The organism is Herbaspirillum sp. RTI4 (genome assembly GCF_034313965.1).
Classification (GTDB): Bacteria; Pseudomonadota; Gammaproteobacteria; order Burkholderiales; family Burkholderiaceae_D; genus Herbaspirillum.
Genome location: NZ_JAVIWQ010000002.1, coordinates 2,286,084 through 2,308,477, shown reverse-complemented (window position 1 = coordinate 2,308,477; position 22,394 = coordinate 2,286,084). Strand labels below are relative to the sequence as shown.

The 22,394-nt window shown below is 59.4% G+C and carries 23 protein-coding genes and 1 pseudogene; 15 read left to right on the top strand and 9 right to left on the bottom strand.

Annotated elements, in window-relative coordinates:
- Positions 1–70 precede the first annotated feature (70 nt).
- The 3 genes and pseudogenes from RGU70_RS10390 to mads1 form a co-directional block, all read right to left on the bottom strand.
- Positions 71–1,633: a type I restriction-modification system subunit M gene (locus RGU70_RS10390; protein ID WP_322209322.1), complete on the bottom strand. Its 1,563-nt coding sequence runs from the start codon at positions 1,631–1,633 to the stop codon at positions 71–73.
- Between the two features lie 23 nt (positions 1,634–1,656).
- A pseudogene (locus RGU70_RS10385) lies at positions 1,657–1,984 on the bottom strand (SNF2-related protein); the annotation flags it as partial.
- Positions 1,984–2,184 (bottom strand): methylation-associated defense system helix-turn-helix domain-containing protein MAD1, encoded by a 201-nt coding sequence (gene mads1, locus RGU70_RS10380; protein ID WP_322209321.1) that lies wholly within the window; start codon positions 2,182–2,184, stop codon positions 1,984–1,986. The gene mads1 and the pseudogene RGU70_RS10385, both read right to left, overlap by 1 nt.
- Before the next feature lie 416 nt (positions 2,185–2,600).
- Here mads1 and RGU70_RS10375 point away from each other — a divergent pair, with 416 nt between their 5' ends.
- The 14 genes from RGU70_RS10375 (at position 2,601) to RGU70_RS10310 (ending at position 15,184) form a co-directional block, all read left to right on the top strand.
- The gene (locus RGU70_RS10375; protein ID WP_322209320.1) at positions 2,601–4,586 is read left to right on the top strand and encodes a conjugal transfer protein TraG; all 1,986 of its coding nucleotides are present in this window, start codon (positions 2,601–2,603) and stop codon (positions 4,584–4,586) included.
- Positions 4,583–5,068: a CopG family transcriptional regulator gene (locus RGU70_RS10370; RefSeq protein WP_322209319.1), complete on the top strand. Its 486-nt coding sequence runs from the start codon at positions 4,583–4,585 to the stop codon at positions 5,066–5,068. Before RGU70_RS10375 ends, RGU70_RS10370 begins: the two co-directional genes overlap by 4 nt.
- Entirely contained in the window at positions 5,065–6,081 is a 1,017-nt protein-coding gene (gene trbB, locus RGU70_RS10365) for a P-type conjugative transfer ATPase TrbB (protein ID WP_322209318.1), read from the top strand. The genes RGU70_RS10370 and trbB overlap by 4 nt, the downstream gene beginning before the upstream one ends.
- Complete coding sequence (locus tag RGU70_RS10360) at positions 6,078–6,437, top strand: TrbC/VirB2 family protein (protein ID WP_416186507.1); 360 nt, start codon at positions 6,078–6,080, stop codon at positions 6,435–6,437. Before trbB ends, RGU70_RS10360 begins: the two co-directional genes overlap by 4 nt.
- Complete coding sequence (locus RGU70_RS10355) at positions 6,434–6,715, top strand: VirB3 family type IV secretion system protein (RefSeq protein ID WP_322209316.1); 282 nt, start codon at positions 6,434–6,436, stop codon at positions 6,713–6,715. Before RGU70_RS10360 ends, RGU70_RS10355 begins: the two co-directional genes overlap by 4 nt.
- Before the next feature lie 19 nt (positions 6,716–6,734).
- Positions 6,735–9,173: a conjugal transfer protein TrbE gene (gene trbE, locus RGU70_RS10350; protein ID WP_322209315.1), complete on the top strand. Its 2,439-nt coding sequence runs from the start codon at positions 6,735–6,737 to the stop codon at positions 9,171–9,173.
- Positions 9,170–9,892 (top strand): P-type conjugative transfer protein TrbJ, encoded by a 723-nt coding sequence (gene trbJ / locus RGU70_RS10345; RefSeq protein WP_322209314.1) that lies wholly within the window; start codon positions 9,170–9,172, stop codon positions 9,890–9,892. Before trbE ends, trbJ begins: the two co-directional genes overlap by 4 nt.
- Positions 9,893–9,902: 10 nt before the next feature.
- Positions 9,903–10,178, top strand: a complete 276-nt coding sequence (locus tag RGU70_RS10340; protein WP_322209313.1) for an EexN family lipoprotein — start codon at positions 9,903–9,905, stop codon at positions 10,176–10,178.
- A gap of 3 nt (positions 10,179–10,181) precedes the next feature.
- A complete protein-coding gene (gene trbL, locus RGU70_RS10335) occupies positions 10,182–11,438 on the top strand; it encodes a P-type conjugative transfer protein TrbL (RefSeq protein WP_322209312.1) in 1,257 nt (418 codons plus the stop codon).
- A 25-nt stretch (positions 11,439–11,463) separates the two neighbouring features.
- Positions 11,464–12,171, top strand: a complete 708-nt coding sequence (gene trbF, locus RGU70_RS10330; protein ID WP_322209311.1) for a conjugal transfer protein TrbF — start codon at positions 11,464–11,466, stop codon at positions 12,169–12,171.
- Between the two features lie 32 nt (positions 12,172–12,203).
- Positions 12,204–13,181 carry a P-type conjugative transfer protein TrbG gene (trbG, locus tag RGU70_RS10325; protein WP_322210767.1) on the top strand — a complete coding sequence of 326 codons (978 nt, stop codon included), beginning with the start codon at positions 12,204–12,206 and terminating at the stop codon, positions 13,179–13,181.
- 2 nt (positions 13,182–13,183) lie between these two features.
- Positions 13,184–14,437 (top strand): TrbI/VirB10 family protein, encoded by a 1,254-nt coding sequence (locus RGU70_RS10320; protein ID WP_322209310.1) that lies wholly within the window; start codon positions 13,184–13,186, stop codon positions 14,435–14,437.
- Complete coding sequence (locus RGU70_RS10315; protein ID WP_322209309.1) at positions 14,434–14,661, top strand: DUF2274 domain-containing protein; 228 nt, start codon at positions 14,434–14,436, stop codon at positions 14,659–14,661. Before RGU70_RS10320 ends, RGU70_RS10315 begins: the two co-directional genes overlap by 4 nt.
- A 151-nt stretch (positions 14,662–14,812) precedes the next feature.
- Positions 14,813–15,184, top strand: coding sequence for a helix-turn-helix transcriptional regulator (locus RGU70_RS10310; RefSeq protein ID WP_322209308.1), 372 nt, complete (start codon positions 14,813–14,815; stop codon positions 15,182–15,184).
- On the opposite strand, the gene RGU70_RS10305 is transcribed toward RGU70_RS10310, so the two are convergent.
- From RGU70_RS10305 to RGU70_RS10285, 5 genes are all read right to left on the bottom strand, one after another.
- Complete coding sequence (locus RGU70_RS10305; protein WP_322209306.1) at positions 15,162–16,418, bottom strand: tyrosine-type recombinase/integrase; 1,257 nt, start codon at positions 16,416–16,418, stop codon at positions 15,162–15,164. The two genes, RGU70_RS10310 and RGU70_RS10305, sit on opposite strands and share 23 nt — an antisense overlap.
- A gap of 294 nt (positions 16,419–16,712) precedes the next feature.
- Positions 16,713–18,290, bottom strand: coding sequence for a glutamine-hydrolyzing GMP synthase (gene guaA, locus RGU70_RS10300; RefSeq protein ID WP_322209305.1), 1,578 nt, complete (start codon positions 18,288–18,290; stop codon positions 16,713–16,715).
- Between the two features lie 175 nt (positions 18,291–18,465).
- The gene (gene guaB, locus RGU70_RS10295; protein ID WP_322209304.1) at positions 18,466–19,923 is read right to left on the bottom strand and encodes an IMP dehydrogenase; all 1,458 of its coding nucleotides are present in this window, start codon (positions 19,921–19,923) and stop codon (positions 18,466–18,468) included.
- A gap of 46 nt (positions 19,924–19,969) precedes the next feature.
- A complete protein-coding gene (locus RGU70_RS10290) occupies positions 19,970–20,272 on the bottom strand; it encodes an RnfH family protein (protein ID WP_322209303.1) in 303 nt (100 codons plus the stop codon).
- A complete protein-coding gene (locus RGU70_RS10285) occupies positions 20,265–20,696 on the bottom strand; it encodes a type II toxin-antitoxin system RatA family toxin (protein ID WP_322209302.1) in 432 nt (143 codons plus the stop codon). The genes RGU70_RS10290 and RGU70_RS10285 overlap by 8 nt, the downstream gene beginning before the upstream one ends.
- 68 nt (positions 20,697–20,764) lie before the next feature.
- Here RGU70_RS10285 and smpB point away from each other — a divergent pair, with 68 nt between their 5' ends.
- A complete protein-coding gene (smpB, locus tag RGU70_RS10280) occupies positions 20,765–21,214 on the top strand; it encodes an SsrA-binding protein SmpB (RefSeq protein ID WP_322209301.1) in 450 nt (149 codons plus the stop codon).
- A gap of 163 nt (positions 21,215–21,377) precedes the next feature.
- Here smpB and RGU70_RS10275 read toward each other — a convergent pair whose 3' ends face one another.
- Complete coding sequence (locus tag RGU70_RS10275) at positions 21,378–22,298, bottom strand: stomatin-like protein (RefSeq protein ID WP_322209300.1); 921 nt, start codon at positions 22,296–22,298, stop codon at positions 21,378–21,380.
- Between the last annotated feature and the right edge of the window lie 96 nt (positions 22,299–22,394).

Sequence of the window (22,394 nt, the reverse complement as noted above, 5' to 3'; positions counted from 1 at the left end):
GCCACTTTCCCCAACGCCTTCCATTCCACCTCGGCGTCATCCAGCAGCTTTTCCATGAAGTTCTTGCTGCTCATGCCTCCAGCTCCTCGTCTTCAATCTCGGCCACAATGGCGTCAATATCCGCACGCAGCTGGTCGATCTTTGCGACGGTGATTTTTAGCTCAGCATTGAGCTCGCCAATATCCACAACTTCGCGATTGTCCTTGGCTTCGACGTAGCTGCTGACCGATAGGTTGTAATCTTTCTCGGAAGATGACACTTCCGAGAAAGGCACCGATTTGGCAAAGTGTTCAACATCCGCCTTGCTATCAAACACTTGCATGATGTGATCGATGTGCGCGTCCAGAAGCACATTGTTATTGGTTTCTTTTTTGAACAGACCGCTGGCATCAATAAACTGGGTATTGGTGTCGGTTTTGTGTTTAGACAACACCAGAATATTGACTGCGATGGTGGTGCCAAAGAACAGGTTGGGCGCGAGTGAGATCACGGTTTCGACGTAATTGTTATCCACCAGATACTGGCGGATTTTCTGCTCCGCACCGCCACGGTAAAAAATACCAGGGAAGCAGACAATAGCGGCGCGGCCTTTGCTGGACAGATAACTCAGCGCATGCAGCACAAAGGCAAAGTCGGCTTTGGATTTCGGGGCCAGCACACCGGCCGGGGCAAAGCGGTCGTCGTTGATCAGGGTGGGGTCGTCTGCGCCGATCCATTTCACCGAGTAAGGCGGGTTGGAGACGATGGCATCAAAGGGTTTCTCGTCACCAAAATGCGGATTTCGCAGCGTATCACCAAGCTGGATATTGAACTTGTCGTAGTTGATGTTGTGCAAGAACATATTCATCCGCGCCAAGTTGTAGGTGGTGTGGTTGAGCTCCTGCCCCCAAAAACCGTCATCAATGATGTGGGCGTCAAAATGTTTTTTGGCTTGCAACAGCAGCGAGCCAGAACCGCACGCCGGGTCATAAATTTTGTTGACGCTGGTTTGCTTGTGCATGGCGAGCTGGGCAATCAGCTTGGAGACATGCTGCGGGGTGAAAAACTCGCCACCGGATTTGCCGGCGTTGGCGGCATAGTTGGAGATCAGGAACTCGTAGGCATCGCCAAACAGGTCAATGTGGTTGGCGTCAAACTCGCCAAAGTCTAGCTTGGCTACGCCTTTGAGTACGGCTGCCAAGCGGGTGTTTTTGTCGACGACAGTATTGCCGAGGCGGTTGCTGGTGGTATCAAAATCGGCAAACAGGCCTTTGATGTCGCGCTCGGAGGGGTAGCCGTTGGCCGAGCTTTCAATGGCGGAAAAAATGGCGGCCAGATCGGTGTTCAGGCTTTCGTTGGTGTTGGCACCGGCGGCGACGGTGGCAAACAACTGGCTGGGATAGATGAAATAGCCCTTGGTCTTAATAGCGTCGTCTTTGATGTCCGGGGTGATCACGCTATCGGGCAGCTCTGCATAGTTGACGCTGTCGTCATCGGCCTCGATATAGCTGGCGAAGTTCTCACTGATAAAGCGATAGAACAGGGTGCCCAAGACATACTGCTTGAAATCCCAGCCGTCAACGGCACCTCGGACATCGTTGGCGATCTGCCAGATCTGGCGTTGTAATGCGGCACGTTGTTGGGCGCTGGTCATGGTGTTGTTCCTGTTTCAATTCGTTTGGTTTGCAGTTCCTGATGCCACTGTTTGCGCAAGTTGCGCCGGAACAATGACCAAAATGCGGCGGCGGCGATCAGCCCAACGCTGAGATATGACGAGACCAGCTTCGATAGTTTTCCTGAGCCCAACTTCATCGGCCAGGATGACACCACGAGAAAGCGCGTTCTTGTAGGCAAACAGTGCCGCCTCGATCTGATGCGGATTGAGGTCAACCTGCGAGTCCACGAGGGTGCACGCCAGCGATTCCACTGTGTCGCTCGCCGCGCGACGGGTCAGCAGCCACGCGCAATATTGGCTTTGGTACGGAGTGAGTAGCTGTTGTGTCATCAACTCACTTCCTGTTTCGTTTTGCTAATGCTCTCGGCAATCCAAATATCAAGCTCAGAGCGACGGAAACGCCAAGTTCCACCAAGCTTGAATGCGGGAATCTCACCCTTCTGGGCGAGCCGGTAGACCGTCCGCTTGCCAGCTTTCAGGTAGGCAGCAACTTCGTCGAGCGTAAGGATTTCGCCATCTGAGTCGGTCATTGTTTCTTTCGCAATGCTGGCCTACAATGAATTCTGTTTGCCAAGTCTGGCCAATTTTACCGTATGAAGTGCAGAATTGGCTAGAGTCATATAAGCAACGTATGACGATTCAATGGCGGCGGCAGGCCGTACATCAAAGTCACTACGGACGCGGGTTCGACTGTGGAAATACCACACGATAGGCTTCGTGGTTCGTGCCAGTGACAGGAAATAATCATCGCTGTACTCCCCTCTTAGCCGACTTTCGCCGGAGCAGGTTTGCTCATAGTTGCGGCGCCCCCAAACTTGTGATGCTTAAAACGGTGCCGTATCGGTGCCGCTTCGAACCGTAACGATAGGCCGATCCTGATTCGCGTGTACCGCGTTGACGGCCCATCGAAATGGACTGAATCGAGAAATCACAAGAGGGGTAGCGCATGGTGCCGACCGGCGTGCTAATTGGCCAGATCACGATGGTTTTCGCCACCACTTTGCTGGGGCTATGGAGTGCCACCCAGTGGACGGCGGCTGCACTGGGATACCAGATTCGCCTCGGCGCACCCTGGTTCGACTTGTTTGGCACGCCGATCTATCACCCGTGGCGGCTGTTCGAGTGGTGGTATTTTTTCGATGCCTATGCACCCGACATCTTCCTGCGCGGCGGTGCCATCGCGGCGTGCAGCGGCTTAGCCGGTGCCATGGTGGCCGTCACCATGTCGGTGTGGCGCGCACGGCAGTCCAAGCTGGTCACGACCTACGGTTCGGCACGCTGGGCGCTGCCCGCTGAAATCCGCAGTTCCGGGCTGATCGGCCCTGCCGGCGTTTTCCTGGGCCGCAAAGAGGGCGACTACCTGCGCCACGAAGGTCCCGAGCATGTAATGGCCTTCGCGCCCACTCGCTCCGGCAAGGGTGTCGGCCTGGTGGTGCCGACACTGCTTTCGTGGCCCGGCTCCGCCGTCATCCACGACATCAAGGGCGAAAACTGGACTTTGACGGCCGGTTGGCGCTCGCGCTTCTCACACTGCTTGCTGTTCAACCCGACCGATGCACGCTCGGCTGCGTACAACCCGCTGCTCGAAGTGCGGCGCGGTATGCACGAAGTGCGCGACGTGCAGAACATCGCCGACATTCTGGTCGATCCCGAAGGCGCGCTGGAGCGGCGCAACCATTGGGAAAAAACTTCGCATGCACTGCTGGTCGGCGCGATCCTGCATGTGCTCTACGCCAACGAAGACAAAACGCTGCGTGGCGTCGCCAATTTTCTGTCCGATCCGGCCTGCCCATTCGAGGTGACGCTGCACCGGATGATGACGACGCGCCACCTGGGCGAAACAACGCACCCGGTTGTCGCATCGGCGGCGCGCGAGGTAATGAACAAGAGCGAAAACGAGCGATCCGGTGTGCTGTCCACCGCGATGAGTTTCTTGGGCCTGTACCGCGATCCCACCGTGGCCGAAGTCACCTCACGCTGCGACTGGCGCATCGCCGATCTGATCGATGCCGATCACCCGGTGTCGTTGTACCTGGTGGTGCCGCCTTCCGACATCAGCCGCACCAAACCGTTGATCCGCCTGATTCTCAACCAGATCGGGCGGCGCCTGACCGAGTCGCTCGATGGCTCGGACGGCATTGCCCGCCGCCACAAGTTGCTGCTGATGCTCGACGAGTTCCCGGCGCTGGGTCGACTCGACTTCTTCGAGTCTGCCCTAGCCTTCATGGCGGGCTACGGACTGCGCGCCTTTCTCATTGCGCAGTCACTCAATCAGATCGACAAGGCTTATGGCCAAAGCCATTCGATCCTCGACAACTGTCATGTGCGTATCGCCTTCGCTACCAATGACGAACGCACCGCCAAGCGTATTTCCGAAGCATTGGGCACCGCGACCGAATTACGCGCGCAGCGCAACTACGCCGGCCACCGGCTGGCCCCGTGGCTAGGTCACTTGATGGTATCGCGGCAAGAGACGGCACGCCCATTGCTCACACCCGGCGAGGTCATGCAACTACCGCCCGACGACGAGCTGGTGATGGTGTCCGGTCATCCGCCGATCAAGGCGCAAAAAATTCGTCACTACCTGGATGCTAATTTCAAGACGCGCTTGCTGGCTCCGCCGCCATTGCAACTCGGGCACTACGCCGATGCACCGCCATTGCGGCCGGACGATTGGACCGGACTGGCGATACCTGCCGCACCGATTCTCGGCTTGGTCATCCCTGCGCACGGCGAGTCCATCGACGACGGTGGCCACCAGCAGCAGCCGGAATTGTCCGAAGTCGTATTCACGCCGGAACCAGAACACCCAATGGACGACTTGGGCCTGTTCGATGACGACGACTTGTCGCTGCCCACCCAGCTCGATCCACGCCTGCTACGCACGGCGCGGCTAGCCGCACTTGACCCTGATGACGGGATATCCCTATGAGCCGCACACGCCTGAACCTTTTCATCGAGCACGAACACGCCAAGCGGCTCGACGAGCTGGCGACCATGAAGGGCTTGTCCAAGTCCTCAATCATCGCCGCCGCGCTGGCCTCGTTCCTGTCGCCCGACTCCGGCGACCAGCGCGAAGCGGCCATCGCCAAACGGCTGGACCGCTTGTCTCGCCAGCTCGACAAGCTGGAGCGGGATCAGAACATCTTGATCGAGACGCTGGCGCTCTACGTGCGCTACTTCCTTACCGTCAGCACGCCGGTGCCGGAAGCGCATCAGGAAGCGGCACGCGCTCAGGGTCGCGCACGCTTCGAGCAGTTTATCGAACAGCTCGGTCGGCATTTGCTGCGTGGGCGCAGCCTGGTCAAGGACGTGGTGGAGGAAATCCAGCCCGACCCCAGCCAGTTCTTCGGCCAGCAGGACAACGTTCCCGCCGCAGCGCCTATCGATGAAGCTGCGGGAGCACCGTCATGAGCAACCCGCCGCGCGATCAGGGCTTGTCGGCCTCGCTGGCACTGGAACGTCGCGTGCGCATGCTGCGCACGGCGATGGGGCCGGACATCGCCAAGGCCTTGAACGACCCCGACGTGGTGGAAGTCATGCTCAACCCCGACGGTTCGCTGTGGATCGATCGACTGAGCAGTGGGCGCGAGCCGCTGGGTGTCAGCCTCACACCGGCCGATGGCGAACGCATCATCCGGCTGGTCGCCGCCCATGTGCGTGCTGAAGTGCATGCAGGCAAGCCGCTGTTGTCCGCCGAACTGCCCGAAACGGGCGAACGCTTCGAGGGCGCATTACCTCCCGTGACACCGGGGCCGGTCTTCGCGCTTCGCAAACGCGCAGTCAACCTGATCCGGCTCGACACCTATGTGGCCGACGGCATCCTGACCGAGGCGCAGGCGACGTTCCTGCGGACAGCCGTGCGCGAACGCCAGAACATCCTGATCGCGGGTGGCACCAGCACCGGCAAGACCACGCTGGCCAATGCCCTACTCGACGAGATCGCTGCCACTGGAGACCGCGTGATCGTGCTCGAAGACACGGTGGAGCTGCAATGCACGGCACTTGACCACGTCCCGCTGCGCACCCGCGCGGGTGTCGTGACCATGGCCGAGCTGGTGCGCTCGACCCTGCGGCTGCGGCCAGACCGCATCGTCGTGGGCGAGGTGCGCGGCGCCGAAGCGCTCGACCTGCTCAAAGCCTGGGGCACCGGCCATCCGGGCGGCATCGCAACCGTTCATGCCGGTTCCGCAGCGGGCGCGTTGCTGCGGCTGGAACAACTGATTCTTGAAGTCGCGGTAACCGCACCACGCGCCCTGATCGCCGAGGCCGTGAACGTCATCGTCTACATCGCCGGTCGCGGCAATGCGCGCCGCGTGCAGGAAATCGCCCGCGTCACCGGCTTCGACAGCCACTGCTACCAACTTAGCACGGAGCTGGTGCCTTCCTTTCCCTCACTTTTATCAACACCCCGAGAACACTCATGACATCCTTGCACACTTCCGTAAATCCGCTTCTGCACAACGCCCGCCTTCAAGGCGGCATGCAGATCATCGTCATGGCGGCGCTGCTGCTATGCGTAGCGCTGCCGGCGCACGCAGCGGGCTCCAACATGCCGTGGGAGGCACCGCTGCAATCGGTGCTGGAGTCCATCCAGGGACCGGTGGCCCGCATCATCGCGGTAATCATCATCATTACTACCGGCCTGACGCTGGCGTTCGGCGACACCAGCGGCGGCTTCCGCAAGCTGGTGCAGATCGTCTTCGGCCTGTCGATCGCGTTCGCCGCGTCCTCGTTCTTCCTGACCTTCTTCAGCTTCGCCGGCGGCGCGGTGATCGCATGAACGCGCTGCGGATTCAATCGGTCGACACACCTGGCTTTGAAGTGCCGCTGCACCGATCCTTGACCGAACCGATTTTGCTGGGCGGCGCACCACGCACGGTGGCGATTGCCAACGGCACGCTGGCCGCTGCGGTGGGTCTCGGGTTACAACTCTGGCTCCCCGGACTTGCGCTGTGGATCGTCGGGCACTCGTTGGCGGTCTGGGGCGCGCGGCTGGACGCGCAGTTCATGGTGGTGTTCGCGCGACACATCAAGCACCGCATGTTGTTGGACGTATGAGACCCACGGAGAACACGCCATGATGCATCTTGCCGAATACCGCACACGCCCCGCTCTGCTGGCAGACTGGTTGCCCTGGGCCGGGCTGGTCGCGCCGGGTGTCGTACTCAATAAGGACGGCTCGTTCCAGCGCACGGCGCGGTTTCGCGGGCCGGATCTGGATAGCGCGACGCAAGGTGAAATGATCGCCACGGCGGCGCGGTTGAACAACGCGCTGCGCCGGTTCGGTTCCGGCTGGGCGCTGTTCGTGGAAGCCGAACGGCGCGAAGCGGCGGACTACCCGGACTCGGCATTTCCGGAGCCGCTGTCGTGGCTAGTCGATGAAGAACGGCGCGCCGTTTTCGAGGAAGCCGATAGCCACTTCGAGAGCACATACCACCTGACGCTGCTCTACCTACCGCCCGAGGAATCGACGGCCCGCGCCGCCAAGCTGCTGTATGAGAACAGCAAGGTCGAAGGCGTGGACTGGCGCGAACGGCTGGAGGGCTTCGTGTCGGAGACCGAACGCTTCTTCGGATTGCTCGAAGGGGTCATGCCGGAGATCGCTTGGCTCGACGATAGCCAAACCTTGACCTACCTGCATGCGTGCGTGTCCACGCGCCGCCATACGGTGGCCGTGCCCGAAGTGCCGATGCACCTGGATGCGCTGCTGGCCGATGAACCGCTAACGGGTGGGCTGGCACCGATGCTCGGGAACCAGCACCTGCGCGTGGCATCGGTGCGCGGCTTCCCGACCTCGACCTGGCCCGGCCTGCTCGACGACCTCAACCGCCTGGGCTTTGCCTACCGCTGGAGCACCCGCTTCCTGTGCCTGGACAAGGCCGAGGCGGAGAAGGAACTGACACGGCTGCGCCGTCAGTGGTTCTCCAAGCGCAAGAACATCGTCGCGCTGCTACGCGAAACCATCTTTCAACAGGAAAGCCCGCTGGTGGATTCCGATGCCTCGAACAAGGCAGCGGATGCCGATGCCGCATTGCAGGAACTGGGCAGTGACCAGGTGTCGTTCGGCTACGTTACCGCAACCGTGACGGTACTCGATACCGATGCGGCGGCCGCCGACGAAAAGTTGCGCGCAGTGGAGCGGACTATCCAGGGCCGTGGCTTCGTGACGATCCCCGAAACTTTGAACGCGGTCGATGCGTGGCTGTCGTCAATTCCGGGGCACGCCTACGCTAACGTGCGCCAGCCCATTGTCTCGACCTTAAATCTGGCCCACATGCTGCCGGTGTCGGCAGTATGGGCCGGTCAAGAGCGCAATGCGCATCTTGACGGCCCGCCGCTGATCGTGACCCGCACCGATGGTGCAACGCCGTTCCGGCTGGTCACGCACATCGGTGACGTGGGCAACACGCTGGTGGTCGGCCCCATCGGCATGGGCAAGTCGGTACTGCTCGCCACGTTGGCCATGCAGTTCCGCCGCTATGCCGGATCGCGCATCTTCGCGTTCGACATGGGGCGTTCGATTCGCGCCACCGTGCTCGGACTCGGTGGCGAGCATTACGACCTGGGCGCGGATGGTGCTATTGCTTTCCAGCCGCTGGCCCGCATCGACCAGGACAGCTACCGCGCCTGGGCGGCCGAGTGGGTCGAAGGCCGCTTGATTCACGAAGGCGTGGCCGTTGGGCCAGACGTGAAGGAAGCTGTGTGGTCGGCGCTGAACAGTCTCGCCAGCGCGCCGCTTGATCAGCGCACCATGACCGGCTTGTCTGTGCTGCTGCAATCGAACGCGCTGCGGCAAGCCCTGCAACCCTATGTGTTGGGTGGCGCGCACGGCAAGCTGCTGGATGCCGACCACGACCGGCTGGGTTTCGCCGACGTGCAGTGCTTCGAGATGGAAGAACTGATGCACAGCAAGGCGGCTGCGCTGGCCGTGCTGCGTTACCTGTTCGCGCGCTTCGAGGAACGTCTTGATGGTGCTCCAACACTGTTGATCCTTGATGAGGCATGGCTGTTCCTCGATGACCCGGTGTTCGCCGCGCGCATTCGCCAGTGGCTGAAGACACTGCGCAAAAAGAATGTGTCGGTGATCTTCGCCACGCAATCGCTGGCGGACATCAAAGATTCCAGTATTGCGCCAGCCATCATCGAGAGCTGCGTGAACCGTATTTTCTTGCCCAACCCACAGGCGACCGAACCGCAGATTCGCTCTATCTACGAAGGCTTCGGCCTCAATGCGCGGCAGATCAATATCGTGGCGACCGCCCAGCCCAAGCGCGACTACTACTACCAGTCGCGCCTCGGAAACCGGGTCTTTGATTTGGGGCTTGGGCCGGTGGCGCTGGCATTTGCCGGTGCGGCCAAGCCCGAAGACCAACGCGCTATCGACACCGTGTCCGCGTCGGTGCCGCCAGCGGACTTTGCAGCCGCCTGGCTGCGCCATCGCGGCCTCGACTGGGCCGCAGACCTGATCCAATCTCGCCCATCATGCTCCTTCACAACCAAAGAGAAATATCTATGAGGAATCTCTTACTTACAATCGCCGTTCTGATGAGCGTCGTGCCTGCTGCGCACGCACAGTGGGCTGTGATCGATCGGACCAATCTCATGCAGAACATCATGACAGCAGCACGCACACTAGAACAGATTAACAACCAAATCAGGCAGCTTCAGAATGAAGCTCAAATGTTAACTAATCAGGCGAAAAATCTCGAGGGTCTGGACTTCAGCACGCTCAAAGAACTACGTTCGACGCTATACGTAACGAATCGACTCCTACAACAGGCGCAGGGGATGGCCTTCAATCTGTCGCAGATGGAAACCAACTTCGCGCGACTGTATCCCAATGCCTATGACGCTTCCACATCCGGAAATCAGATGTCAACCGATGCCCGCACACGCTGGCGCAATTCGTTGGAGGCGCTGCGCACCGCGACCCAGGTGCAGTCGCAAGCAGTACAGAACTTTGCATCCGACGAGCAGACCTTGGCCGACCTTGTGAACCGCAGCCAGTCCGCCGTTGGCGCACTTCAGGCCACGCAAGCGACGAACCAATTGCTGGCGCTGCAATCCCGTCAAGCCATCCAGGCGCAGCAGCTCCAGCTCACGCAGGACCGGGCCGCCGCACTGGAACAAGCACGGCAGGTGGCAGTCCAAGAACGGGCGCGTGAAGTGCATCGGCGCTTCCAGGGCAGCGGTACTCCCTACACGCCCACCACCATCAACTACTACAATCCCTGAGGACTCGACCATGAAAATCTTCCTGATCTTTGCCGCTTATACCCTGTTACTGACGGCGTGCAGCAAGCCGGCCCCCACCGATTCAATCGAATCGCTAATGGCCGATCCCGAACGACTGAAGGAAGTCCGCGCCCAGTGCAAAGCTGACCACGCCAAGGTTGGCGATGCACTATGCGCCATGGCTGCCGAGGCCACGCGGCGACGCTTCATGGGCAGCGGCACGCCATACACGTCGGCACCAACGCCAGCGCCACCGGCTACGTCAAGTCCTGCGCCAAAAGACTGAGATATGAACGACTTGTCGGTTATCGACCATTTTCTTGATGTCTTCTCGCGCTATATCGACTCGGGTTTCGGTTTACTGCATGGCGAGGTAGCGTTCCTCACCGCCACGCTGGTGGTGATCGACATGACGCTAGCCGGACTGTTCTGGTCCATGGGTGGCGAAGAGGTCATCGGCAGACTGATCAAGAAAACTCTATACGTCGGCGCCTTCGCTTTTATCATCAGTAACTTTAATCATCTGGCAGGCATTCTGTTTCGCTCCTTTGCCGGACTCGGGCTGGTGGCATCCGGTTCTAAGCTGACGCAAGCGCAGTTTCTGCTGCCGGGTCGACTAGCCAAAGTCGGCGTCGATGCAGCGCAACCCATCATGGCGCAGATTGGCGAGATGATGGGTTTCCCGGAAGTGTTCGCGCATTTTGATGTCATCACCGTGCTGTTCCTCGCCTGGTTAGTAGTGATCATCAGTTTCTTCGTGTTGGCAGTACAGCTCTTCGTCACGCTGATCGAATTCAAACTGACCACACTCGCAGGCTTTGTGCTGGTGCCGTTTGCACTGTGGAACAAGACGGCGTTTCTGGCCGAGCGCGTATTGGGGAATGTGGTGTCGTCGGGCATCAAGGTGCTGGTGCTGGCGGTTATTATGGGCATTGGCACAGGACTGTTTACGGAATTTCATGTTCCTCCCGGTACCGAACCATCCATTGATCTGGCGTTGACCATTATGCTTGCCTCGCTAGCGATGTTGGGGTTAGGTATTTTCGGGCCGAGCATCGCGACTGGACTAGTGTCAGGCGCGCCACAACTAGGCGCAGGCGCTGCCGCCGGAACATCACTCGCTGTAGCTGGGTTGGCGGCGGGCGGTGGCGCAGCGGTAGCCGCTGGTGCTCGCATGATCCCGGATGCCGCTCGTGCAGCTATCGGTAGCGCAGCATCGGCCGGACATGCTGCCAGTTCAATGGCAAGCAGTGCAAAATCCGCTTACCAAGACGGTGCTATCGGCCAACGTTTCTCAAATGCTGCAAAAGCAGTCAAGGGCCAGGTAGCGAATTTCATCGCGGAGGCTGCTGCACCTACAGAGGCAGCCGGTTCAACCGGATCGGGCGGAACAACAAGCCCTACAGGCGAACCAGCTTGGGCCAAACAAATGCGGCGCAAACAGCGAGTAAGCCACGCAGCCTCGACGGTGGCGCACGCGCTGCGCTCAGGCGACCACGGAGGCAGCGGTGCCAGCCCAAGTCTGCGCGATGACTCCAGCAACTGACTCGAACCCATGAGGAGATAACTTCATGCTATTCAAACGACCTCAAGTGCATTATTCAGAAACGCCCGAGCCCGTCACTCCCTATCAGGCCGCCGCGCAGGTCTGGGACCAGCGTATCGGCAGCGCCCGCGTGCAGGCGAAGAACTGGAGGTTGATGGCCTTCGGCTGTCTATCGCTGGCATTGCTGATGGCGGGCGGTCTGGTTTGGCGCTCAGGGCAATCCATCGTCACGCCGTATGTGGTGGAGGTGGCTGCCGGCGGCCAAGTGCGCGCGGTCGGCGAAGCGACCACGCCGTACAAGCCGAACGACGCGCAGATCGCCTTCCACCTGGCACGCTTTATCGTCGACGTGCGCTCGCTGTCGATTGATCCGATCGTTGTCCGCCAAAACTGGCTCGAAGCCTACGACTACGCAACGGACAAGGGTGCTTCCACGCTAAACGACTACGCACGTAGCAACGATCCATTTGCGCGCATCGGTCAGACATCAACGACGGTAGAGATCACCAGTGTGGTTCGCGCCAGCGAATCCTCGTTCCAGGTGCGCTGGATCGAGCGCCACTACTCGAACGGTTCGCCCTCGGGCACCGAGCGCTGGACCGCCGTGCTGTCCGTGGTGTTGCAGCCGCCGCGCACCGAAGAGCGACTGCGCAAAAACCCGCTGGGAATCTATGTCAACGGTCTGTCCTGGAGCCGAGAACTCGACGTGACCGAAGGAGTAAAGAAACCATGAAACCCGAAATCCCTATCGTCGCTTGGCCGTTGATGCTGAGTGTCGCCTTGACAACCGTCACCGGCTGCGCCACGCATGGACAGCCGCCTCCGGACATCAGGCTGGATGAATCTGTCGCGGCGCACGCGCTACCTGAGCCACCCAAATCTATCGAGGTAGTCGAGATGCCGAAACCAATGCCGCTGCCCGAGCAATTGAAGTCCTTGCGCAACGCACCCGAGGACAAACCGGCAACTGATTCGCTCGATGAGAAAAGCCGCGTGGCACGCGCCAATGCAGAAGCGCGCGTGGCACCAAGTCGCGAGGGTTACATCAACGCCATTCAGGTCTGGCCCTATGCGGACGGCGCGCTGTATCAGGTCTACACCAGTCCGGGCCGCGTCACCGTCATCGCCTTGCAGCAGGGCGAAGAGTTGGTGACGGTCTCGGCCGGCGACACTGTGCGCTGGATCGTCGGCGACACGGCCAGCGGTGCGGGCGCCAGCCTGCGTGTGAACATTCTCGTGAAGCCAACGCGCATCGGACTGAAGACGAACCTGGTTATCACCACCAATCGCCGTACCTACCTGCTCGAATTGTCTTCGACGCCGCAGGCATGGATGGCGTCCGCATCGTGGGACTACCCGAAGGACCGCCTGCTGGCCTTGCAAAAGCAAGCGCAGCAAGCTCAGACGGCTGCGCCGGTGGACTCCGGCTTGTCGCTGGAGCAGATCAAGTTCCGCTACGCGATTTCCGGCGACAGCCCACCGTGGAAGCCGCTGCGCGCCTTCGACGATGGCGAGCGGGTCTATATCCAGTTCCCCGCCGGCATCGCCCAGGGCGAGTTGCCGCCGCTGTTCGTGATCGGAGCGCAGGGTGATGGCCAGCTCGTGAACTACCGCTTTCGCTCACCGTACTACGTGGTAGATCGGTTGTTCGGTGCGGCCGAGTTGCGGCTGGGCGCTGACAAGGCCGCCGTTGTTCGCATCGAGCGCACCGATGGTGTGAGCAGTACGGCACGGAGGCATTGAGCATGAGCACGCCCGCCACGCCACCACCAACTGGGTCGAATAAGGCCCACCCGGACACCATGGCTCTGCGCGCTTCGCCGCGCCCGGTCACGCGACTAAACCGGCGCATGCTGGCCGTCCTTGCGGGAACGCTGGGTGCGGTCGTGTTGGGCGGCACGCTGTGGTCGCTGCAATCGCACAAGCGCGAGCGCAACGCGGCCTCCGAACTCTACAACGTAGACCGTGTCTCGCATGCCGAGAACCTCGACCAGTTGCCCAAGGATTATTCCAAGGTGCCGGTAGCTGCCAAGCCGGTGCCCGTTTTGGGCGAGCCATTACCGGGCGACTTGGGTCCGGCCATCGTTGCGCAGCGTAATGCGGGAGCTCCCGCGCAGACTGGGCGCATTGCGCAGCCGGGTGATGCCGAGGATGCGGCACGTTCGGGGGTTTTCTTTCGCAGCGGTGCGGTAAAGGCAGCACCATCGCCCACTGCGAGTACGGCCACGCCCGATCCGGTATCGGGCAACCAGCCATTCAATCCGATGGTCCCTGCCATCGCGTCGGCGCAGCCGACCGACCCGACGGTGGTACAAAACCGGCAGGAGCAGAAGCAGGCGTTTGTCGCCAATGGCGGCGACACCGCCACCCGCAATCCGGCCAGTTTGCAACTGCCAGCCTCTCCCTACCAAGTGATGGCGGGCACCATCATTCCGGCTGCGCTGGTGACAGGCATTAACTCCGACCTGCCGGGACAAGTCATCGCCAACGTCACCGAGGCGGTCTACGACACGGCCACGGGTCGCTTCCTGCTGATTCCGCAGGGCTCCCGCCTGATCGGGCGCTACGACAGCCAGGTGTCATTCGGCCAGCGACGCGTATTACTGGTGTGGACGCGGTTGATCCTGCCCGACACTTCATCCATTTCGCTCGACCGCTTGCCCGGCATCGACCCGGCCGGTTATGCCGGACTGGAAGATGGCGTCGACTGGCATTGGGATCGCATCCTCGCCGGTGCGGCGTTGTCCACGCTGCTCGGCGTGGGTGCCGAACTGGCTGCACCTGATCGCACCGGCAGCGATAGCAAAATCATCATTGCCACGCGCCAGAGCGGGCAGGACACTGTGAACCAGGTCGGTCAGGAGATCACCAAACGCAATGTGAGCATCCAGCCGACGCTCACAATTCGGCCCGGCTTCCCGATGAGGGTCATGGTGAACAAGGATCTGATCTTGCGGCCGTACCAGCCGCTGTTCTTCCAAAGGGGATCGTCGCAATGAGCATATCCACCAGCAAACTGCGGCTGGGGCCGCTGCCGATCAAGACCGAGACAGTCAAAATCACCATTGCGCTCACCACCGCGTTGAAGACCGATTTGGAACGCTACGCCGCGCAACATGCTCAGACCTACGGTGAGCCGATTGATGCCACGACGCTGATCCCGCACATGCTCGAAGCGTTCATGGCGCGGGATCGCGGCTTCAAGAAGATCAACGCGAAGTGATGCACAACCACGCCGCGTGAGCGCAATCGGAATACGCTCATGCACGCCTGAGCGAGTTTTCAATAGATGCCGGAAAGATCACCATCACAGGACCGTATTTATATCGGCGGTTGCAATGCACGCAGCAACTGCCCTGCTGATGGAGAAGATCATGAACAAAGCAGATCGAAGTTTGCAGGCCGCGAGGTCGAACAACGACTCTGATGCAAACGACCTGCACGGCATGCCGCTACCACGACTGATCGCACCGAATATCTTGCCGTTCCGACGCACGATCCGCCGTCCCGAGTTGCGACAAATCGTGCCTCTGGCCGACACCACGATCTACGACATGGAACGGCGCGGTGGATTTCCGCGCAGGTTCAATCTAACCGCACGCTGCGTGGTGTGGGATTTGACGGAGGTAGAGGCATGGCTTGATGCGCGCCGCCAAGCTTCCGACAGCGCGCAGATAAAACGAGCCCCCTCGCCGGACGTTCGTCAGCGCAAGCACCGCCCCGTCAAAGTAACGCCTGTGTCGTGATGATCTTCATCGACGGGGGCAGCAACGTCGGGGTGTGCGATTCGCCGGCCACCCAGGCGTCAACCATGTCGGCCCACTCTTGCAGCATGTGGCGGCGCTGCTCGGCGTATTCAGCCTTGTTGTAGATGCCGCGTGATGAACGGCCATCTTCGTGGGCAAGACACTTCTCGATCCAGTCACTGTTGAAGCCCAACTCGTTGAGGATGGTCGAACCGGTGCGGCGCAGGTCATGCACAGTGAAATTTTCGATTGGCAGACCCTTCGCTTTCGACCGCTCCACGACTATCTGCCCGACACGGTTCAGCGTGGCGTTCGACATACACTTGTCGCCGTCATAGCGCGAAGGTAACAGGTATCTTGAGCCACCGGCGCAGGTGCGCAGTGCGATCATGATGTCGAGCGCCTGCTGCGACAGGTAGATGTTGTGGGCCTTGCCGGCCTTCATGCGGGCTTTTGGGATAGTCCACAGTGCTTTCTCGAAATCGATCTCATCCCATGTCGCGTGGATCAGTTCGCCTTTGCGCACCAGCGTGAGCAAGATCAGCCGCAGACCCAGTTTGATGGTCGGGTACGAAGCGACGTACTCCAACTGCTTGAGCATGATGCGTATCTCGGACGGCGACAGCGCTCGATCCCGTGCCACGAAAGTGGCGATCGACGATGGTCCAACGTCGTCGGCAGGGTTGGCCACCTTCTCGCCGTGCAAGATGGCAAAACCGTAGATTTGCTTGATGATGTCGCGAACATGGATTGCCGTTGCTGGCGCTCCCCTCCCCTTCACCTTGTCGCACAGATCGCGCAGGTCATCAGGACTGATCTCGCTCAGCAAGCGGCTCTTGAACACAGGCAGGATGTCCCGGTCAAGGATGCTCTTGCGCATCGACCGCGTGCTGTCGGCCATCCGCGCACCCTCGTACCACTCGTCGGTAAATTCCTGGAAGGTTTTGGCGTCCGAAAGGCGCCTCTTCTCTCGCTGCTTTTCCTGCGCCGGGGACTGTCCTTCCGAAACTGCCCGCTTCGCGTCGATGCACTTTTCGCGTGCACGGGCCAGCGACAGACCGCCTGGCCCATAGCGGCCAATCGTCAGCGTTTCGCGCCTGCTATTGATCCGGTAGTCATAACGGAACGTGACGGTACCCGCCGTCGAGACCGTCACATACATGCCATCCCTGTCCGTCACCTTGTAGGGCGCATCCTTGGGTTTGAGATTCTTCAGTGCGGTATCGGTCAGCATGGTGTCCTCCTGAGAACGGCAATTTTACCGTCAACGACTCAAAAGACACAGAATTCTCTGAAACCCCCCATGAATACTAGCTCTTTCTATTATTTTTTACCGTCAGAGCCGAAAACAGTCAGACGGTAAATATTTTTAGATGACTTGCCTAGCTTTCATTACCGTCAGGATTACCGACAAAAAATTTCGCTTGCCGTCAATAGATGCCGATAGCTTTCGCGATATAAACTTATATAAATCAATAATTTAAGTGACTTTTCCGATAGTCCGCGAAAGCTGCCGAAAGACCTAAAATCATTCCCACTCAATCGTCGCCGGCGGCTTTCCTGAAATATCGTAAACCACGCGATTAATCCCGCGCACTTCGTTAATGATGCGGTTCGAGACCTTGCCCAGCAATTCGTGCGGCAAATGCGCCCAGTGGGCGGTCATGAAATCCTGCGTCTGCACGGCGCGCAGCGCGACGACGTATTCGTAGGTGCGGCCGTCGCCCATCACGCCGACCGATTTGACCGGCAGGAATACGGCAAAGGCCTGACTGGTGAGGTCGTACCAGTTGGCGCCGTCGGCGTCTTTGGTGTTGCGCAATTCTTCGATGAAAATCGCATCGGCGCGGCGCAGCAGGTCGGCGAATTCTTTCTTCACTTCGCCGAGGATGCGCACACCCAGACCGGGGCCGGGGAAAGGATGGCGGTACACCATTTCAGGCGGCAGGCCGAGCGCCACACCGAGTTTGCGCACTTCGTCCTTGAACAATTCGCGCAGCGGTTCCAGCAGCTTGAGGTTGAGCGTTTCTGGCAGGCCGCCGACGTTGTGGTGGCTCTTGATGGTGTGGCCCTTCTTGCCCTTTCCGGCGCTTTCGATCACGTCCGGGTAAATGGTGCCTTGTGCCAGCCACTTGGCGTTTTTCAGTTTGCCGGATTCGGCCTGGAATACTTCGACGAATTCGCGGCCGATGATTTTGCGTTTGGCTTCCGGGTCAGTCACGCCGGCCAGATGGCCCATGAATTGGGCGGTGGCGTCGACATGGATGACCTTGACGCCCAGATTTTTGCCGAACATCTCCATCACCATTTTGCCTTCGTCCAGCCGCAGCAGGCCGTGGTCGACGAAAACGCAGGTCAGTTGGTCGCCGATGGCGCGATGGATCAGTGCGGCAGCAACGCTGCTGTCGACGCCGCCGGACAGGCCGAGAATGACTTCGTCGCTGCCGACCTGGGCGCGGATCGAAGCAACGGCTTCGGCGATATAGTCGGGCATGTTCCAGTCAGACTGGCAGCCGCAGATTTCATGCACGAAACGTCCGAGCAAGGCAGCGCCCTGCACGGTATGGGTGACTTCGGGATGGAATTGCACGGCGTAGAAACGGCGCGCTTCATCGGCCATGCCGGCGACCGGGCAATTGTCGGTGGAGGCCATCAGTTTAAAACCGGGGGGCATTTGTTCGACCTTGTCACCGTGGCTCATCCAGACTTTGAGCATGCCGTGACCTTCGGGCGTGGTGAAATCGGCGATGTCTTTGAGCAAGGCCGTGTGGCCGTGCGCGCGTACTTCGGCATAGCCAAATTCACGCAGCACGCCGTTATGCACTTGTCCGCCCAGTTGCGCGGCCATGCTTTGCATGCCGTAGCAAATGCCCAGTACCGGCACGCCCAGCTCAAACACGGCTTGCGGTACGCGGGGCGTATCGCCCTCGGTCACGCTATTCGGGCCACCAGACAAAATGACGCCGGCAGCGCCGTAATTGCGCACGAACTCATCGCTGACGTCGTAAGGGAATACTTCGGAAAACACGCCTGCATCGCGCACGCGGCGGGCGATCAATTGCGTTACCTGGGAACCGAAATCGAGAATCAGAATTTTTGAGTGCATGATGGGAGCAATGTGTCCGGTAGTGAGGTGGGAACAGTCGGGTCGTTCGACCGTGGCGCGGAACGCCGGTAGCCAAATGGCCGCTCTAAAAAAACAAATACCGCCATCGCAAAATGCCGATGGCGGTGGTGCATCCGATGAATTCGCTAATGCGCTAATGCGCTATGAGCGTGAATTAATCGGCCCGGTAGTTCGGGGCTTCCTTGGTGATCTGCACGTCATGCACATGCGATTCGCGCATACCGGCCGAGGTGATTTCAACGAACTCGGCTTTTTCGCGGAATTCATCGATAGTGGCGCAACCGCAGTAGCCCATCGAGGAACGTACGCCACCGACCAGTTGATACAGAATGGCCAGCACACTGCCCTTGTAAGCGACGCGGCCTTCGATGCCTTCCGGCACGAATTTGTCGTTGTTTTCGCCATCCTGGAAATAACGGTCGGCTGAGCCGTCCGCCATCGCACCCAGACTGCCCATGCCGCGATACGACTTGTAGCTGCGTCCCTGGAACAGGATGACTTCACCCGGCGCTTCTTCCGTGCCGGCGAACATGCTGCCCATCATCACGGTGGAAGCGCCTGCTGCCAGTGCCTTGGCGACGTCGCCGGAAAAACGAATGCCGCCGTCAGCAATCACGGGGACGCCGGTGCCCTTGAGTGCCTGCGCCACATTGGCAATCGCGGAAATCTGCGGTACGCCGACGCCTGCGACGATGCGGGTGGTGCAGATCGAACCGGGGCCGATGCCGACCTTGACTGCGTCTGCGCCGTGCTCTACCAAGGCTCTGGCTGCGGCCGCGGTAGCGATGTTGCCGCCGATCACTTCGATGTGCGGATAGCGGGTCTTGACCCATTTGACGCGGTTGAGTACGCCAGCCGAGTGGCCGTGGGCGGTATCGACCACCAGCACGTCAACGCCGGCAGCAACCAGCAACTCGATGCGTTCGTCATTGTCAGGACCCACGCCGACAGCAGCACCGACGCGCAGCTTGCCGTGTTCGTCTTTGCAGGCGAAAGGATGCTCGGTCGATTTCTGGATGTCCTTGACGGTAATGAGGCCGCGCAATTCGAATTCGTCGTTGACGACCATGACCCGTTCGAGACGGAACTTGTTCATCAGGCGCTTGGCTTCTTCGAGTTCGGCGCCTTCTTTGACATAGACCAGCTTGTCGCGCGGAGTCATCTTGGCGCGGACTTCCGCGTCCAGCTCGACTTCAAAGCGCAAATCGCGGTTGGTGATGATGCCGACGAGGCTCTTGCCTTCCACTACGGGGAAACCGCTGATGCCATGTTGCTGCGACAAAGCGATCACGTCACGGATTTTCATGGTGGGTGGAATCGTGATCGGATCACGTACCACGCCGGATTCGAAACGCTTGACCTTGAGCACTTCGCGCGCCTGTTCTTTCGGCGTCAGGTTCTTGTGGACGATGCCGATGCCGCCTTCCTGCGCCATGGCGATTGCCAGCCGCGCTTCCGTGACGGTGTCCATTGCAGCGGAAACCAGGGGAATATGCAGACCGATGTTACGGGTCAGGCGCGTGGAGAGAGAGGTGTCTTTAGGGAGGATGTCCGAATAAGCCGGGACGAGCAGCACATCATCGAACGTGAGTGCTTTCTGGAGCAAACGCATAGTAATTCCTATAGGCGCAAAAGCGAATTATACAGAAAAGCTATGATCAGCGCGACTCCCTGCTGCTCTTTTCCATCCGGGCGCGGCGCGAATCCATGGGATCGGCAATCAGCGGCCGGTAGATTTCTATGCGGTCGCCGTCGCGCAGCAGGGTGTCCGGCGTCTTGAGCTTACCGAAAATGCCGACCCGGCAGGCTGCCAGATCGATACCATTTTGCTGGCGCAGCAGCCCGCTGTCGAGAATCGCCTGCTGCAACGTGGTACCCTGCTCTACCGTGAAATCGTGCAGAATCTGGGCCTCAGGCGAGGCGTAGCAAATCTGGACTTGCAAAAGCGAGACGTCAGCCATAGATAGTTTCCGCCCGGGTACAAAAAGAATCCACGAAACTGTCGGCAATCATGCTGAACACCGGTCCGATCACGGTTTCCAGCAAGCGATTCGAAAATTCGTAACGCATGTCGAATTCGATCTTGCAGGCGTCAGCCCGCAACTCCTTGAAATTCCAGGCAGCCTCGAACTGCTTGAACGGCCCTTCGACCAGCCGCATCGTCATCGAAGTCGGCGGCGCGTTGGTGTTTTCGGTAGTAAACGATTGCTTGATGCCGTGAAAATTGATGTTAATTTTGGCGGTCAGTTTGTCCTCCGTCCGGTCGCGTACTTCAACGCCACCGCACCAGGAAAGAAATTCAGGATACGCTTCCACCCTGTCGACTAGCGCAAACATTTGTTGCGCGCTATAGCCGATGAGCACTGTTTTATGTACGACTGCCATGGGCGATATACCGTTTGATAAACTTACGAAGTTGAAATTTTAACCGACCACACAGGTTTTTCCATCCAATGAGCATAGTTGATAATAAAAAGGCGTTCTTCGATTACTTTGTCGAAGAGCGATTTGAAGCCGGCATGGTTCTCCAGGGATGGGAAGCCAAAGCGATTCGCGGCGGGCGCGTGCAGCTGAAAGAAGCTTACGTGATCGTCCGGCATGGCGAGATATTTTTGTTCGGCGCCCACATCAGTGCGCTGGCGACCGCCTCGACCCACATCCATCCCGAAGCTACCCGCACCCGCAAACTGCTGTTGAAATCGACGGAAATCAGCAAACTGATCGGCAAAGTGGAACGCTCCGGTTATACGCTGGTGCCGCTGAACCTGCACTACAAGGGCGGCCTCATCAAATGCGATATCGGGCTGGCCAAGGGCAAGAAACAGCACGACAAACGCGCCACTGAAAAAGACCGCGACGGTCAGCGTGAAGTGCAGGCGGCCATGAAAGTCCACCGCCGTTAAGCGCACCCGGTTTCAACATTCGGGTCGCTGCAGCCCGGCAGAATCCCCCTATTGCCATCAATCCACACAAGGACGCTGCCAAAATTATTTGGGCGCTCCTATCGTATTTCTGCCCTCCATAACGCAATGCGGAGGGCAGCGATCTGCTTACTTGCCTTTCAACTTATCCCTCTTTTTTTTGCGTCTTGACCACCTGCATGGCGCTGGCGATCAGACTGCTCATGTCCCCCAGATTCGCGGGCACGATAATCGAATTATTGGTCTTGGCCAGTTGCGCGAACGCCGCGACATATTGTTCCGCAACCTTCAGATTGACTGCATCCGAGCCGCCGGGGGCCATGATCGCCGCAGCGGTCTTGCGAATCGCTTCGGCACTCGCTTCGGCAATTTCAAGAATCGCAGCAGCCTGACCCTGGGCGCGGTTGATTGAAGCAGCGCGTTCCCCTTCCGACTCCGCAATCGATGCCTCGCGCTTACCGGTCGCGATATTGATCTGTTCCTGCTTGCGCCCTTCCGATGCGGCGATCAAGGCGCGCTTTTCACGCTCGGCGGTAATCTGCGCCTGCATGGCGTGCAGGATTTCCTTGGGCGGCGTCAGATCCTTGATTTCATAGCGCAAAACCTTCACGCCCCAGTTAGCGGCCGATTCGTCGATTGCGTTGACGATTGACGTATTGATGTGATCGCGCTCCTCGAAAGTCTTGTCCAGCTCCATCCGACCGATCACGGAACGCAGCGTGGTTTGCGCCAGTTGCGTGATCGCAGAGATGTAATTCGATGAACCGTACGAAGCGCGCATAGGATCGGTGATCTGAAAATACAAAATGCCGTCTACCTGCAACTGCGTGTTGTCACGCGTAATGCACACCTGCGGCGGCACATCGAGCGGAATTTCTTTGAGTATGTGCTTGTAGGCAATCCGGTCGACAAAGGGCACCACAATATTGAGTCCCGGCCCCAGCGTTGCATGGTATTTCCCGAGTCGCTCGACCACCCAGGCATGTTGCTGCGGCACTACCTTCATGGTCTTGATGATAAAGATGACAACAATGATGAAAATGGCAAACGTGAGGCTTTGGAACATGGTGATGACTCCTTGGAGTTGGACGTTTAATTGAGTGCATGGCAAAGCGCAGGAAGCCATGACACGGTAGTCACAGCCTCATGCGCTCAGGAGGAT

What these genes read in the sequence shown, in the direction of transcription:
- guaA (WP_322209305.1), bottom strand. Translation starts at nt 18,290, where the DNA reads ATGCACTCAAAAATTCTGATTCTCGATTTCGGTTCCCAGGTAACGCAA.
- mads1 (WP_322209321.1), bottom strand. Translation starts at nt 2,184, where the DNA reads ATGACCGACTCAGATGGCGAAATCCTTACGCTCGACGAAGTTGCTGCC.
- RGU70_RS10360 (WP_416186507.1), top strand. Translation starts at nt 6,078, where the DNA reads ATGACATCCTTGCACACTTCCGTAAATCCGCTTCTGCACAACGCCCGC.
- RGU70_RS10355 (WP_322209316.1), top strand. Translation starts at nt 6,434, where the DNA reads ATGAACGCGCTGCGGATTCAATCGGTCGACACACCTGGCTTTGAAGTG.
- trbL (WP_322209312.1), top strand. Translation starts at nt 10,182, where the DNA reads ATGAACGACTTGTCGGTTATCGACCATTTTCTTGATGTCTTCTCGCGC.
- trbF (WP_322209311.1), top strand. Translation starts at nt 11,464, where the DNA reads ATGCTATTCAAACGACCTCAAGTGCATTATTCAGAAACGCCCGAGCCC.
- trbG (WP_322210767.1), top strand. Translation starts at nt 12,204, where the DNA reads ATGCTGAGTGTCGCCTTGACAACCGTCACCGGCTGCGCCACGCATGGA.
- RGU70_RS10285 (WP_322209302.1), bottom strand. Translation starts at nt 20,696, where the DNA reads ATGGCAGTCGTACATAAAACAGTGCTCATCGGCTATAGCGCGCAACAA.
- RGU70_RS10310 (WP_322209308.1), top strand. Translation starts at nt 14,813, where the DNA reads ATGAACAAAGCAGATCGAAGTTTGCAGGCCGCGAGGTCGAACAACGAC.
- smpB (WP_322209301.1), top strand. Translation starts at nt 20,765, where the DNA reads ATGAGCATAGTTGATAATAAAAAGGCGTTCTTCGATTACTTTGTCGAA.
- RGU70_RS10370 (WP_322209319.1), top strand. Translation starts at nt 4,583, where the DNA reads ATGAGCCGCACACGCCTGAACCTTTTCATCGAGCACGAACACGCCAAG.
- RGU70_RS10320 (WP_322209310.1), top strand. Translation starts at nt 13,184, where the DNA reads ATGAGCACGCCCGCCACGCCACCACCAACTGGGTCGAATAAGGCCCAC.
- RGU70_RS10390 (WP_322209322.1), bottom strand. Translation starts at nt 1,633, where the DNA reads ATGACCAGCGCCCAACAACGTGCCGCATTACAACGCCAGATCTGGCAG.
- guaB (WP_322209304.1), bottom strand. Translation starts at nt 19,923, where the DNA reads ATGCGTTTGCTCCAGAAAGCACTCACGTTCGATGATGTGCTGCTCGTC.
- trbB (WP_322209318.1), top strand. Translation starts at nt 5,065, where the DNA reads ATGAGCAACCCGCCGCGCGATCAGGGCTTGTCGGCCTCGCTGGCACTG.
- RGU70_RS10340 (WP_322209313.1), top strand. Translation starts at nt 9,903, where the DNA reads ATGAAAATCTTCCTGATCTTTGCCGCTTATACCCTGTTACTGACGGCG.
- RGU70_RS10305 (WP_322209306.1), bottom strand. Translation starts at nt 16,418, where the DNA reads ATGCTGACCGATACCGCACTGAAGAATCTCAAACCCAAGGATGCGCCC.
- RGU70_RS10315 (WP_322209309.1), top strand. Translation starts at nt 14,434, where the DNA reads ATGAGCATATCCACCAGCAAACTGCGGCTGGGGCCGCTGCCGATCAAG.
- RGU70_RS10275 (WP_322209300.1), bottom strand. Translation starts at nt 22,298, where the DNA reads ATGTTCCAAAGCCTCACGTTTGCCATTTTCATCATTGTTGTCATCTTT.
- RGU70_RS10375 (WP_322209320.1), top strand. Translation starts at nt 2,601, where the DNA reads ATGGTGCCGACCGGCGTGCTAATTGGCCAGATCACGATGGTTTTCGCC.
- RGU70_RS10290 (WP_322209303.1), bottom strand. Translation starts at nt 20,272, where the DNA reads ATGGCTGACGTCTCGCTTTTGCAAGTCCAGATTTGCTACGCCTCGCCT.
- trbE (WP_322209315.1), top strand. Translation starts at nt 6,735, where the DNA reads ATGATGCATCTTGCCGAATACCGCACACGCCCCGCTCTGCTGGCAGAC.
- trbJ (WP_322209314.1), top strand. Translation starts at nt 9,170, where the DNA reads ATGAGGAATCTCTTACTTACAATCGCCGTTCTGATGAGCGTCGTGCCT.